Here is a 13614-nt window from a genome sequence, read left to right as displayed (position 1 = left end):
AAGAATTAGATGAAAACAATCGCAAAAAGATTTATCAAGAAGCCCAACGGATTAATTTAGAACACTTGCCTTATATTTATCTGATTAACCCTCTCTCCATGACCGCAGTTCGTAATTCCATAGAAGGAATTGAATATTCCGCTCTAGGAGGCGCATTCTGGAATATTGATGAACTGAAAATTTCAGAATGAATGGGGAGATAGGGAACAGGGAACAGGGAATAGGGAACAGGGAACAGGGAATAGGGAACGGGGAACAGGGAACAGGGAACAGGGAACAGGGAACAGGGAACAGTAGAAAAGAAATACGAGGAGTTTTTGATGTTATGATCAATAAGGATTAGAATTCATGATATATTTAGAAATACTATATAGCGTTTATTGCATGTATAAGGTAAAACTATAAACCTCAAAGTCCCCCTTATTAAGGGGGATTTAGGGGGATCCATTTGCACCTCATGGAAAAGAGAATTGCTATAAATCGTAGCTAAACATTAAACCTTAAATTTGAAACATTAAACCATTAAAACTTCTTCCCGATTCCCGATTCCCGATTCCCGATTCCCGATTCCCGATTCCCGATTCCCGATTCCCGATTCCCGATTCCCGATTCCCGATTCCCTACTCCCTACTCCCTACTCCCTATTCCCTATTCCCTGTTCCCTTAAAAAAGAAAATGACTCAACCCGAAGCATTAAAATCTCTACTGGAAGCGGTTGCGGCTGGTGACCTTAGCCCAACTGTTGCTTTAGATAAACTGAAGGATTTTACCTACGAAGAAGTGGGTGATTTTGCCAAAATTGACCACCACCGCACCTTAAGAACAGGATTTCCTGAGGTAATTTGGGGAGAGGGCAAAACCCCTGACCAAATTGCTCAGATTATGGCAGTAATGCGCCAGCGGAATCCGGTAGTAATGGCCACACGGATTACACCAGAGGTGGCAACGGAGCTAGAGTCAAAAGTCCCAGAGTTACAGTATTATTCCACAGCTCGGATTTGTGCGATCGCACCATCCCAGCTCGAACCTAAGTATGCCGGTATCATTAGTCTAATTTCTGCAGGCACATCGGATTTACCAGTAGCTCAGGAAGCCGCAATAACCGCTGAATTATGTGGGTTTCAGGTCAAGCGCCTTTGGGATGTGGGGGTAGCTGGTATCCACCGCTTGCTGAATAATCGACAGGTGATTGTCGAGGCCGATGTCTTAATTGTCGTAGCTGGAATGGAAGGAGCATTACCCAGTGTGGTAGCTGGCATGGCCGATTGTCCAGTGATTGCCGTTCCTACTAGTGTCGGCTATGGAGCCAGTTTTGGTGGTATGGCACCCCTGTTAACCATGTTGAATTCTTGCGCACCAGGCATAGGAGTAGTGAATATTGATAATGGCTTTGGTGCTGCTGTCTTAGCTGGACAGATTCTTAGGACTGGTCAGAAGTTGCAGGGTTGATAGAACAAGGGAATAGGGAATAGGGAACAGGGAACAGTAGCAAAGAGCTCAGAGGATTGGGTGCATCTCATTAAAGCTGTTTGACCCGGTGGTGCGTTACGGGACTGATTAAATAGGGATCCGTGTAGGAATTCTGAGAATTTTTGATCCTAAGTTCCCTTTGCCCTACTCCCTACTCCCTACTCCCTACTCCCTAATCCCTGTTCCTTTTGTTAAGAAAAATTACAAAATCCCTACCCCATGAGTAAACGATAAAACTCACCCTGATAAGTAATTGGAGGGAAAAGTTTGAGACCTTGATTCCTTCCACTAGTGTTTCAAAGAGGTGATTATGAATTTTAAACTAAGTACGGCAACTCTTTGTATCAGTGGTGCAGTTTTTGCTATGAGTCTGGTAAATCCCACCTTGGCAAAAATCCCAGACTTTCTTGGCAATGGGGCTAATCGCAACTCCGCCACAGTCCCTGAACTAGAACAGAAAAGTAGCTTTGACCAAACATCCTCACCGGACTTGGTAGCTCAAGCGGTTGCAATTAGTCTGACTGGTACCTGGCGAGCCAATGATGGTGGCACCTACTATATTCGGCAAGTAGGTAATGAACTCTGGTGGTATGGTCAAAGTTCTAATAATGGCCGAACTTTCAGCAATGTCTTCCATGGCTACATTGGTAAGAATGAAGTTGCTGGTAACTGGGCAGATGTACCTAGGGGTCGGACTCGCAGCTCTGGCGAAATGGTAGTCAGAATCGATTCAAACCGCAGGCTAACAGCAGTTCGGAGAACAGGTGGCTTCGGTGGTAGTGTTTGGACTCGCTAGGTAAGCATTCATCCGTCAGCTATCAGCTATCAGCTAATGCGCGTAGCGCATTAGCTGAATACTTACTGGCTAGTTATAGGAAATAGAAAAAAGTATGCTACAGATCAGATTAATTGTCGGGACAGACAAATTCAGATCAGGAAATCTAAAATCTTTGGAAACGTAGCACCAATTTAACTATTTCATAGTAGTCTGATTAAAGACTCAAATTTTCGAGGCATGAAACCATGATAATATAGGGTTTTCAAGCCTTTTCAGGTTATCATAGTAATGAGCGACACAGAATTTTTTCCCGACTCCCGACTCCCGACTCCCAACTCCCGACTCCCGACTTCCATCAACCCAGGAGCAAAGTACCTCACACAATTGAGAACTGCACTATACTGGAAATAGTGCCACAAGAGTTAAATCCAGTCATAAACGTTTCCCAAAATCGTTGTTGTCATCAGAGTAGGAACTACGAGAAAAATGAGCAAAAATCTACTTAAAGATACTGATTTAATCGAAAACAACTTAATTAATCTGCCCGAGCCCCCGCCCTCCTCTCCCCCTTCTTCCTACACTCCTCCCCCTGCCCAGACTCTCCCCATACTATTCCCCCTATTCCCGATTCCCTGTTCAACACTGCTTAAATAATTACTGATTGAATTACTAACTTAGTTCCAATGCCAAGCAATCCCTTCATTGTCGGTAAGCCAGTCCCCCCAGAGCGTTTTGTGGGACGAACTGCTCTGATTGAAACCGCTTTCGATCAAATCTCCCATCGCAGTAACCTATCAGTGTGGGGAGGTCCGGGCATTGGAAAGTCTTCCTTTCTGGAATTACTCACTTGGCCGGAAATCTGGCGAATACATCAGACCGACCCATCGCAAGCAGTGATTGTGTTGTTAAATTGCCTGAGTATCCATCCCTTCAGTGGGTCTGGCTTCTGGGGAAAGGTCTTGAGCTTGATTAAAACTAAACTGGACAGCAATCCTGAGCTGCAAGCAGATATCGATAGATTAGTCCAAGAGGGAAAAAGCACTGCTAAGGATTTCCTTGAAGTCTTGGGTAAGCTGGGAGCACACAATAAATTCCTAGTATTGCTAGCGGATGATTATCGGAGTGGGAGAGTTTGAGAGGGCGAAGAATACCCCGACCTAAGAGGACGGGGATGAATTCACCCTCTCAAGTGGCGTAAGCCACAATCCATTAACTAGGTAGTGTCCCAGTTTTTCCCAGCGACTCTAAATACTCTGACAGGCTTAAACCTGATTTAGCTGCCAATCTCTTTAATCCGTTCCAAGCTGTGTTTGTCGCCTTAATAGTGTGTGTTGTTTTGGGTGAGCCGTGAAGACAGGGGCGTCCTACTTTTATTGGTTTTTGTCTTACCATTCTCTTGTCAGATCAATTTCGGTAATATATAATCAAGATAGCACCGAAAAAAAAGGTCGATACTATGCAATTGGGTTACGTCTATAAACTAATCCCAAGCTCTCAGCAAGAAGCTACAATGAACCGATGGCTAGATATGCTATTGGCTCAGTACAACTACTTGTTAAGAGATAGAAATGAGTCCTACGAGCAGGTTAAATCACCAAAACTTGGTAATTACTGCGATTTGAAGACTCATGGAGAGGCGTGCCCATTGTCCTGTTCGGTAAACAAGTCAAGCTCGATAGGTTATCCCTGGAAAAAGAGTCAAAAGAATCCTCGCCGGAGTGCTTACGAGGTTCAAAGTTCAAGTCTCCCCTCCCTCAAAAAACAACGACCTTGGTACAAAGCGATCAATTCGACTGTTCTACAGCAAATGTTAAGACAGTTGGATGTAGCCTTTTCAAAGTTTTTCAAGGGAGAAGCCAAATATCCAAGACCTAAAAGGCGATATCGTTTCCGGAGCCTCAAGTATGCTCCAGGCCAGGTAAAACTAGATGGTAATCGAATCTATTTACCAGGAATAGGGTGGATGCGATTCCATAATTCCCGTCCCATCCCGGATGGTTTTACCATGAAATCTGTAACCGTTCGTCGTCAATCACGGGGATGGTTTGTTAGCATTCAGATCGAGGATAAATCGGTACCAGTTCCACCAGTAAAAACTAAACACGAGATTAGACCTGATCGTGTTAAAGGATGCGATCTAGGAATCAGAAAACTCCTTAGTATTTCTGATGGAGAGATAGTTCAAAACCCAGCCAATAGTAAGAAGTCCAAACGCCAAACCAGACGTTTAAGACTAAGACAACGAGCTGCGAGTCGAAAGAAGAAGGGTTCAAACAATCGCAAAAAAGCCTTTTCCAAAGTAGCCTCGTTGCACGAACGGGTTACCAATAAACGTTCTGCATACCATTGGGAAACAGCAAAAAATCTAAGTAATGGAGCAGATGCTCTGGTGTTTGAGGACTTGAACATCAAAGGGATGAAGTCTCGCTGTAAACCCAAGCCCAAGGATTTGGGTGGTTACGACCGTAATGGACAATCAGCCAAGAAAGGTCTTAATCGTGTAATTTCCGACGCTGCCTGGGGTGAATTAGTCAAAAAGGTTGAAGTCGTGGCTGCAAAGTCAGGCATTCCAGTCATCAAGATTAACCCCAAACATACATCTCAGCGATGTCCAAAGTGTCACCACACTAGCGCAGACAATCGAAAAGGAGAAAAATTTGTTTGCACTGAGTGTGGGTACCACGATGACGCTGACATAAATGGTGCAGTAAACATCAAAATGCGGGGTCTTAAGAAACTGGGAATTAACCCCACCCAGCTACCTTCGGTGCGAAGGAAAGTCACGCCCATGGATATAACAGCCGTATAGGTTGTGCCTGGGAATCCCCATCCCTGCGACAGGTGGGGTAGTTCAATTAAAGGTGCTCCTAGCCAAAAAGTTGGCTTGCTCAGTGAACGAAGTGCCACAAAGTTAATTACTAGACCTCTTGCAAAAGTATTTTTCTGATAGTGTTTGCGTCAATTCTTCTCCACTGTTCCCTGTTCCCTGTTCCCTGTTCCCGACAACTGCCGCGAAGTCTACTGAACCAGCTCAGGGGTCTTTGACCTATGACTCAGAGGCAATCGATGCTATCTTAGCATTAACATCAGGTCATCCCTATTTCACTCAGGTCCTATGTCATGCACTGTTTGCTCAAGCTAGAACTGAACAAAAGTGGCAGGTAACTCGTGATGATGTGACTAGAATTGTTGATGATGCCATTGAAATTGGTGAGGGAGGATTAACCTGGTTTCGGGATGGATTACCGATTCCGGAACGAGTGATATTTTCGGCAGTAGCAGAGGCTCAAAAAAAAGCTGAAAGAAATTATACTCAGGTTGTGCAAGACCCGTTGAGTTTACTGGAAGAGTATGGCGTTACCATCACCGAGTCTTTGACTCAAGCTAGGGAAAAACTAGTTGAATCAGGTTTCTTGGGGGTTGTAGACATAACTGATCAAGTTTCATCCTATAAAGAAAAATCCTACAAGGTAAAAATAGAATTAGTCCGCCGCTGGTTAATCCAACGTTACCCATTGCGGCGAGAGATATTTGAATTGGAAGACCTCGATCCAGAGGCTAAGGCTAGTTATCAACAAGCAATTGAACAAACTGATCAGGGGGATGTATGGCAGAAAGTAAAACCCTATGAACAGATTTTGAAAGCCAATCCCAATCACTTTCGTGCTTTATTCGAGATCGCAAGGATATATTTGGAAGGTGACGTATTTGATAAAGCAGTAGAATACTATCAGCAAGCATACCTAGTTGATCCAGTCCGGAATCAGGATGGATTAGTGCGATCGCATTTAGGTTATGGACAACACCTCATGGAAGTAGGGGAAGTTATCCTAGCCAGGCGGCAATTTGACCAAGTGCTAAGGATAGAGCCAGAAAATCAACAAGCTTATCAATTCTATAACCAATTAAACAATCCTTTCGTTGTAGGCGCACCAGTTCCCCCAGACCGTTTTGTGGGACGACAATCAGAAATTCTGGCTGGTTTTAATCAAATCTCGAACCGCAGTAACTTAGCGATTTGGGGTGGTCCAGGCATGGGTAAGACCTCTTTCCTGGAACTCCTAGCTTCCCCAGACGTTTGGAAAGAGTATGGACAAGACCCATCACAGGCAGTGATGGTGTTACTCAGTTGCGAAAGTATCCAACCGTTTACAGCTTCCGGGTTTTGGCAAGAAGTCCTAACTGAGCTGATCTATAAATTGGATAGTGAGCCAGACCTTCAGACTGAAATTGAGACATTGCTCGACCACGGAAAAGCAACTGCCAGGGCTATGCCCCAAGTATTGCGCAAGCTTGGGAAACACAACAAGTTCTTGGTGTTGCTAGTGGATGACTATGATGCGGCTTTGCGGGAAAACCCACACTATACTCAAGCTGACATGGAAGCCTTTCTAAGTGAGTGTCGTAGTATTGCCTATCACTCTCGGGAGAGGAGATATTTATCAATGATTGTCACCTCACTCCGCCGTCTCAATGAACTTGGGCCGAGTCTAACCCCAGATAAATCCCCGTGGTACAATCACTATCTGTTTCGGTCCCTGAAGCCATTAACGGAAACTGAAGTGGAGCAATTGATGGCAAGTATTCCCATCACACCAGCATTACGGAATGTCATTAAAGACAGGGCTGGTGGACATCCGGCGCTGCTACAAATTGCTGGTTCTTTGCTATTTAGAGCATTAAGAACTGGGAAGTTACCCGATACTGAAACTTTTATCAAGGAGTTTGAAAGTCAAACTAGACATATTTTCCAAAATATTTGGCAACGGTGCAGCGATGTCGAGCAAGGGCTGTTGATACTGATGGCTTGGTCGAAGTTAAAAGGTGGTCTTGAGCAAAAGATTACTATTGACTTAAGTGACATTGACTTAACTAAAATTGACGTAATCTTTAGCCAACATCAACGAGAGTTAACAAACCTAGTAGAACAAGGCGTCATTATTGATCAAGATCAGGAGCAGTTAGGTAACGGTAGATATTCCTTTGCTTCCTTAGGGATGGAGCAGTGGGTAATTCAGGAAATTCAGACTAGTGATCAAGCATTAGTACAAAAATGGCAGACTATTTTGCTTAAGCTAATGAACCCCTGAGGAGCTCATATAGCGCAGGGAGTAGAGAGTAGGGAGATGGGGAGATAGGGAGATGGGGAGATGCGGAGATGGGGGGATCGGGAGTCAGATCAGTTTTCCCGATTCCTGATTCCCAATTTCCAATTCTAAATTCTAAATTCTAAATTCTAAATTCTAAATTCTAAATTCTAAATTCTAAATTCTAAATTCTAAATTCTAAATTCTAAATTCTAAATTCTAAATTCTAAATTCTAAATTCTAAATTCTAAATTCTGACGCTAAGCGTAGCGCTATATCAACCGAGCCAGAGTTCCCTCCATGACAGCGGTGGTTTGACCAGAGACAGTGAATACCAAAGCTTCGCGATAGACTCGCTGGGCAGCATGGTGTTTGTAGTTAGCAGCACCACTAGACACAGTCACCGCTGCTTGAGCACATCGTCCTGCTAAGTTAATTGCCCAAGTCCTCAGTTGTAGTCGTTGTTCAAAGGTCTGGGAATCGGCTTTTACTGCTTGGATCATAGCTGTCTGGCAGCGAATCAATTCCCCATTGAGGGATTCAAAAGCATTGAATAGAAAATCCAGTTGCTTGGTTTTGGCAGCCGCTTCTACAATGTCGAGTCCAGCTTGGGCACATCCTAGGGCCAAAAAACCAGCAGACAAAACTTTTTTCTGGTCATTTCCGTGAATTGCACCTGCTTTAGCAATCGAGACCACACCTTCTTCGGGTAAGAACCAATCCGTAAGGGTAGCACTAACCGTATTGGTGGATTGCATCGCCGCCAATGCCATGGGTTTGCTAAAGGTAATAGTACCACCTGCATCTTGGGAAGTTGGAGTCAATGGCACCGTACCGTAAACTTCTCGACCATCAGGCAATACTGCACCAATGACAAACTCTTGAAACAAGCTAAACCCAGTAACCCAAGGCACTTTTCCGCTGATCTGATATCCACCATCTACCGGAATAGCTTTCACCGGTGGGTTACCTGTTCGTCGCACTTGGGAAAAGCCGATACCAACTAGCACTTGACCCTTGGCTAATTTGGGAAGATACTGCTGCTTCAACGATTCATTCTCAGAGAAGGCGATCATTGCTCCAGCACTCTGGTGTTGCATTTGCAAGAATGCCAAAGCACCGGAATACCGTGCTACCAGTTGCTGAAAGTATGGAAAGGTGGTGCTACTGACTTCGACACCTCCCCAGGATTTGGGAATCCGTAGCCCTAGCAAAGTGCGAACGCTCATCCCCTTGAGAGCCTCTCGTAACACCTCAGGAGCACTATCAATCTCATTAGCCAAGGGAGCAACGGATTCCCTTAGGTAAGACTCTGCTGTCTCTAATAGGCTTTGTTGGTCATTATCGGGATACTTTTTGATTACCTGCATCAACCTTTCTAGTTAATCTAAATCTATAGCGGTTTCTAACCTAAAGAGGTACACAGGATTTTTTCCCAGATCCGCTTGCTACATAAATTTTAATCCCGATACTTTTACCATTCGCGACTGCATCAAGACAATGATCAAAAATATATTTGAAGATATCCTCTTATCCAAAACTACTTCTTCCCTCCCCACACTCCCCCCTCTCCCCACACTCCCCACACTCCCCACACTCCCCACACTCCCCACACTCCCCACACTCCCCACACTCCCCACACTCCTCCCTCTTCAAGCAGTTGCGCTGGTGCTATCTTGTCTATTGACCCTTACAGGTTGCCATCCGAACCAGTTTAAGACTCAAGCAGCTCAGGTCTCTCAACTAGTGTTAGCTACTCCTAGTGACCCAGCTACCTTTAACACTATTGTTAATACCTCTCCCTTTGGTGTATTTGGTTACATCTACGAAGGATTGTTGAGTGAGAATGGCATGACAGGGGAGTTGGAACCAGCACTAGCTGAATCTTGGGACATTTCCTCAGACCGACAGCAGATCACCTTCACCCTGCGGGATGGGCTAAAGTGGTCTGATGGGGAACCCCTGACGGTGGATGATGTGATCTTTACCTATCAGCAGCTTTACCTGAATCCCAAGATTCCCACAGTTTCCCGAGATTTCCTCAAGATTGGTAGTACTGGTAAGTACCCATCGGTGCGCAAACTAGATCAGCAGCGAGTTGAGTTTACCTTACCACAACCCTTTGCGCCATTTGTGAGATCCGCAGGAACCCTAGCCATTCTACCGGCTCATGCGTTACGAGAGTCTGTGCAAGCCACTGATGGTAATGGCAATCCCCAGTTTCTTTCAACTTGGGGCACTAACACCAATCCCCAAGACATTGTTAGCAATGGTCCGTATCGACTACAAAAGTATACCCCTGCTGAGCGAGTCATCCTACAACGCAACCCTTATTACTGGCGTGCTGATGCTCAGGGAAATCCCCAACCCTACATTCAACGGATTGTCTTACAAGTTATCCCATCCTCTGATAACCAGTTACTCAGATTTCGCTCTGGGGAGTTGGATAGCCTCAGAGTGAATCCCGAGGCGTTTGGGTTACTCAAACGAGAGGAAAAGCGGGGGAAATACACCATTTACAATGGCGGACCGATGCCTAGCATTAGGTTTGTCGGTTTTAATCTCAACAAAGCTCGCAATGCTCAGGGAAAACCTTTCGTAGACCCAATCAAGTCTCGTTGGTTCAATACCTTGGCCTTTCGACAAGCGGTAGCCTATGCTATTGACCGGGAAAGAATGAAAACTAATATTTATCGGGGACTGGGTGAAGTACAACATTCTCCCATTGCTGTCCAAAGTCCCTATTACCTGTCCCCAGAAGATGGGTTAAAAGTCTACAACTATCAACCCCAGAAAGCAAAACAATTACTATTAGAGGCTGGTTTCAGGTATAACTCCCAAAATCAGCTGCTGGATTGGGATGGCAACCGGGTACAATTCACTTTGCTGGTGAAATCAGACGATAAATCCCGAGTAGACGCAGCAGTTCAGATTAAACAAGACTTGAGCCAAATTGGGATAGAAGCAGATTTGCAGGTACTCAGCTTTAACCTTGTGCTCAGAAAGCTCCTATCGACTCGAGATTGGGAGTGTTATGTGGGTGCCTTTGGAGCAGGAGTGAGTGAGCCTCACAGTGTATTTGTTTTCTGGTATAGTGGAGGCTCGTTTCATCAATTTAATCAAGGTCCTCAACCCGGACAACCACCACTAGAAGGATGGGAAGTGTCTGACTGGGAGCAAGAGATTGACCGTCTGTTCAATGCTGGGATAAAAGAACTTGATCAGAGCAAACGCAAAGCCATTTATGATCAATTCCAGGAAATCGTTGCCGAGGAGTTGCCCGTGTTTTTCCTGGTCAATTCACTAGACTTTCAGGCAGTACGCGATCGCATCGAGAATATCAAATTTTCTGGCTTAGGGGGACCGTTATGGAACATTGATGAGCTGAGAATTGCGGAAAACTAATCAAGTCTTGGGTCTTGGGGGATGGGGAGTGTAGAGAGTGTGGGGGGTGTGGGGAGATGGGGAGATGGGGAGATGGGGAGATGGGGAGATGGGGAGATGGGAAGTGTGAACGCTAATAATTGGTAGAAAAAATAGCTGGAATTACCCTTAATTTGATGATATTAATTTTGATAATTGCCAAAAAAAGTGCCTATAGAGCATAGAAAGAAAGGGGTTGATAAAAAATGCGATGCTAAGCATTGAGCCCCTACGGAATTGACCGTTCGCGCAGCGTCGGGTTTTTCCCGAAAGGTCACGCTAAATGCGATCGCATCAGTTATTTGACTAGGTGATAGCGATCGCTATCCCATCCTGTAGGCGCGAGTATAGCGAACGCGCCCCGCGTGACCAAAGGTCGCGTAGCGTGGCCTACGGCCAATCGCTTTCTTTGTTAACTTAGAGTAGGTTAAGTCGGACTAGAGGAAGTAAAGAACCATGAATGATCATAATCAGATTCAGGACAACCAGTCAACTGACCAGTCAGACGAAAAATTATTCCGACAATGGTATCGCTTTATTGAGGATCATGGATTCACCTGGAAAGGAATTCTTTCTCGATATAAGGGTAACGGAATTCTTGATAAAGTCCTTGATTCCACAAGAAGATTTACTCCTCTGGCAGATGCATCTCAACTTGAGCATTATCTATGTTTTATTAACCAAGACGACCCCTCGGAAGTCCAAGAAAATACGTGGATTATTGAGAAATGCGGTCCAGGTATCTCTCACCCCATCGATCTGAGTTCAACCACGATGTTTTCATCTAAATCCTCTGGTGTAATGAGCAGACCTCTTAGGAAAGACCAGGCCAACTTCACCGAAATTTACCTGTTCCAAGGGAACCGTCGTATCAGCGTGGTAATTGGCTATTTCCCCGATCGCTCCAAGGAGTCAGAGAATCGATGTGTACTCTCCGGGATTTCCTTGTTTCGCGAAGTGAAACTTGACGTTGTCCCATTTCCCTGGTCTAATCAGAGACCAGAGGTAAGTAATCGGGATTATCCGAGCATTAAGGCCATAGATACCCTGGTATTACGATCAGGCACATTTGATGAAATTCCCCTGCCAGATTACCCTGCCCATTGGCCGAAAGACGGTCGATTAATATTTGATTTTCCCGACGGGATTTCCATAAACGTGCCAGAAACCCTTGAGCCTGGTCACGATAGCACTCTCATCGTCAGTTGGAGATACAGCCCTGATAGAATCAAGAGAGGGGTTGCTCACTTCACGGATGATACCCGCGCAGCTGATTTGATTACCCAGGAATGCCTGATTGTCTAACAATAGGGTGGGCAATGTCTAGCAAGCCTTAGTACTAGGATTGACATTAGACTTACTAAAAAGATTACCGCAACATGACAGTACCCACCAATAATCCCAAGGAATTTAGACAATTTGAATATTGTGGATGGCAACAGTCAGTAGACCAATATCATTCCTCTTTTTCGTCTCTAACTAGCCAAACTATCGAGTCTCTGCTTGATAGTGTAAATGCGGGAAGGGATATGGAATTACTTGATATTGCCACTGGTCCTGGCTATGTGGCTGCCCAGGCCCAGAAGCGAGGATGTAAGGTAACGGGGGTAGATTTATCAGACGCTATGGTTGCCAAAGCCAAGCAACTCAATCCCCAGATTGACCTACGGTCACGCTACGCGATCGAATTTTTTCAGGGTGAAGCGGAATCGTTACCCTTTCCCGAATCTCAATATCAAGCAGCCGTAATGAACTTTGGAATTTTGCATTTGGCTGAACCAGAAAAAGCATTGGGTGAAGCATTTCGGGTAATTGCTAGCCAGGCCAGGTTTGGGTTTACTGTGTGGAGTAAGCCAGAAAAATCGATAGCGTTGAAGATTATGAATAAGGCGATTGAGACCTATAAAAATACAGATATTACTCTTCCAGAAGGGCCGCCATTTTTTCTGTTTAGTGAACAGGATTATTGCTTCAAGTGTTTGCAACATTTAGGATTTAAGAATCCTTCTGTGCAGGAAATTCCTCTACTCTGGGAACTTAGCAGTGCCGATGAACTTTTTGATGCTTTTTATAAAGGCACCGCCAGAACAGGTGGGATACTGCGCGCTCAAACTAGTAAATCCCTTGACAATATACGGGCAGCAATTCACCAGGACACTGCAAGCTATAGGCAAAATAATCGACTGCTTCTGCCTATGTCAGCCATAGTTGTATCTGCTCAGAAACCTTGAACTCTTCCCCAACTGAAGTAATACCAATTCTTCAAAGTAGGACTATAGATCCAGGTAGGGAGATAGGGCCCGGGCGTGGGGAGTCTCGGCCCCGGGCGCAGGGAGCGTGGGAGGTGATCCCAGGTCTGGGAGGTGTGGGGATAATACAGAATTTTATTGCTGATCAAACTCTGATTAATTGCCAATTAACTGGGAAATCATTTATTCTGACTCCTGACTCGAAGCTCCTGACTCCTGGATAAAGTTGGTTATGTCGAACTCAAGCTAAGTAGGATTTTTTAGTGCATCGGTGCGAACAAACACGCTAGTAGTCTGCTTACCGCGCCTTACTTTTATCTCTAGTACCTTATTTACTCCACTATTTTCAACAAGGCGCTGTAGTTGTGTAGCATTAGTAACAGGTGTTCCATCAATTTGAACAATTATATCCCCACGACGCATACCAGCATCAGCGGCTGGTGTATCCGGCATTACTTGAACTACCAAGACACCATTGATTTCTGGTAATAGGAAAACAGAATTGGGGTCATTGTTGTTCTCTTGTGCTAGTTCCGGGGTTAGGGTTGTCATCCGAACGCCGATATATGGATGGACAACTTTTTGTCCTTGGGCTAGTTTGTTGGAA

General features: G+C 44.9%; 14 protein-coding genes. 10 read left to right on the top strand and 4 right to left on the bottom strand.

All coding sequences use genetic code 11. The features are described from left to right. Positions 1-84 precede the first annotated feature (84 nt). Positions 85-333 carry a hypothetical protein gene (locus F6K57_RS42230; RefSeq protein ID WP_364304498.1) on the bottom strand — a complete coding sequence of 83 codons (249 nt, stop codon included), beginning with the start codon at positions 331-333 and terminating at the stop codon, positions 85-87. Positions 334-675: 342 nt separating this feature from the next. Between F6K57_RS42230 and larB the strand changes: the two genes are divergently transcribed. From larB to F6K57_RS29335, 7 genes are all read left to right on the top strand, one after another. After that, entirely contained in the window at positions 676-1449 is a 774-nt protein-coding gene (gene larB / locus F6K57_RS29365) for a nickel pincer cofactor biosynthesis protein LarB (protein WP_293071791.1), read from the top strand. Positions 1450-1780: 331 nt separating this feature from the next. Next, on the top strand, positions 1781-2266 hold the full coding sequence (locus F6K57_RS29360; RefSeq protein ID WP_293024516.1) for a hypothetical protein: 486 nt from the start codon (positions 1781-1783) through the stop codon (positions 2264-2266). Positions 2267-2536: 270 nt separating this feature from the next. Next, positions 2537-2659: a hypothetical protein gene (locus tag F6K57_RS29355; RefSeq protein ID WP_293071790.1), complete on the top strand. Its 123-nt coding sequence runs from the start codon at positions 2537-2539 to the stop codon at positions 2657-2659. 75 nt (positions 2660-2734) lie between these two features. Beyond that, on the top strand, positions 2735-2902 hold the full coding sequence (locus tag F6K57_RS29350; RefSeq protein WP_293024514.1) for a hypothetical protein: 168 nt from the start codon (positions 2735-2737) through the stop codon (positions 2900-2902). Positions 2903-2931: 29 nt separating this feature from the next. Then, positions 2932-3384 (top strand): hypothetical protein, encoded by a 453-nt coding sequence (locus F6K57_RS29345; protein ID WP_293024512.1) that lies wholly within the window; start codon positions 2932-2934, stop codon positions 3382-3384. A 374-nt stretch (positions 3385-3758) separates the two neighbouring features. After that, a complete protein-coding gene (locus tag F6K57_RS29340; RefSeq protein WP_293024510.1) occupies positions 3759-5057 on the top strand; it encodes a transposase in 1299 nt (432 codons plus the stop codon). A gap of 118 nt (positions 5058-5175) precedes the next feature. Continuing rightward, positions 5176-7338, top strand: coding sequence for a hypothetical protein (locus F6K57_RS29335; protein ID WP_293071789.1), 2163 nt, complete (start codon positions 5176-5178; stop codon positions 7336-7338). Positions 7339-7607: 269 nt separating this feature from the next. On the opposite strand, the gene F6K57_RS29330 is transcribed toward F6K57_RS29335, so the two are convergent. Beyond that, positions 7608-8705, bottom strand: a complete 1098-nt coding sequence (locus tag F6K57_RS29330) for an acyl-CoA dehydrogenase family protein (RefSeq protein ID WP_293036150.1) — start codon at positions 8703-8705, stop codon at positions 7608-7610. A 78-nt stretch (positions 8706-8783) separates the two neighbouring features. Next, complete coding sequence (locus F6K57_RS29325) at positions 8784-8975, bottom strand: hypothetical protein (RefSeq protein WP_293071788.1); 192 nt, start codon at positions 8973-8975, stop codon at positions 8784-8786. Positions 8976-9003: 28 nt separating this feature from the next. Here F6K57_RS29325 and F6K57_RS29320 point away from each other — a divergent pair, with 28 nt between their 5' ends. From F6K57_RS29320 to F6K57_RS29310, 3 genes are all read left to right on the top strand, one after another. Further along, positions 9004-10740, top strand: a complete 1737-nt coding sequence (locus tag F6K57_RS29320; RefSeq protein ID WP_293071787.1) for an ABC transporter substrate-binding protein — start codon at positions 9004-9006, stop codon at positions 10738-10740. Positions 10741-11214: 474 nt separating this feature from the next. Beyond that, positions 11215-12063, top strand: coding sequence for a DUF3598 family protein (locus F6K57_RS29315; protein WP_293028742.1), 849 nt, complete (start codon positions 11215-11217; stop codon positions 12061-12063). Positions 12064-12137: 74 nt separating this feature from the next. Beyond that, on the top strand, positions 12138-12989 hold the full coding sequence (locus F6K57_RS29310) for a class I SAM-dependent methyltransferase (protein WP_293036158.1): 852 nt from the start codon (positions 12138-12140) through the stop codon (positions 12987-12989). 264 nt (positions 12990-13253) lie between these two features. Here the strand turns inward: F6K57_RS29310 and F6K57_RS29305 are convergent. Continuing rightward, positions 13254-13614: PDZ domain-containing protein (locus F6K57_RS29305; RefSeq protein WP_293071786.1), on the bottom strand; the 361-nt coding region annotated here is incomplete at its 5' end.

The sequence above is a fragment of the Moorena sp. SIO4A5 genome (genome assembly GCF_010672005.1).
Classification (GTDB): Bacteria; Cyanobacteriota; Cyanobacteriia; order Cyanobacteriales; family Coleofasciculaceae; genus Moorena.
This window is presented reverse-complemented; position numbering and strand designations above follow the sequence as displayed.

What these genes read in the sequence shown, in the direction of transcription:
- larB (WP_293071791.1), top strand. Translation starts at nt 676, where the DNA reads ATGACTCAACCCGAAGCATTAAAATCTCTACTGGAAGCGGTTGCGGCT.
- F6K57_RS29360 (WP_293024516.1), top strand. Translation starts at nt 1,781, where the DNA reads ATGAATTTTAAACTAAGTACGGCAACTCTTTGTATCAGTGGTGCAGTT.
- F6K57_RS29355 (WP_293071790.1), top strand. Translation starts at nt 2,537, where the DNA reads ATGAGCGACACAGAATTTTTTCCCGACTCCCGACTCCCGACTCCCAAC.
- F6K57_RS29350 (WP_293024514.1), top strand. Translation starts at nt 2,735, where the DNA reads ATGAGCAAAAATCTACTTAAAGATACTGATTTAATCGAAAACAACTTA.
- F6K57_RS29345 (WP_293024512.1), top strand. Translation starts at nt 2,932, where the DNA reads ATGCCAAGCAATCCCTTCATTGTCGGTAAGCCAGTCCCCCCAGAGCGT.
- F6K57_RS29340 (WP_293024510.1), top strand. Translation starts at nt 3,759, where the DNA reads ATGAACCGATGGCTAGATATGCTATTGGCTCAGTACAACTACTTGTTA.
- F6K57_RS29330 (WP_293036150.1), bottom strand. Translation starts at nt 8,705, where the DNA reads ATGCAGGTAATCAAAAAGTATCCCGATAATGACCAACAAAGCCTATTA.
- F6K57_RS29315 (WP_293028742.1), top strand. Translation starts at nt 11,215, where the DNA reads ATGAATGATCATAATCAGATTCAGGACAACCAGTCAACTGACCAGTCA.
- F6K57_RS29310 (WP_293036158.1), top strand. Translation starts at nt 12,138, where the DNA reads ATGACAGTACCCACCAATAATCCCAAGGAATTTAGACAATTTGAATAT.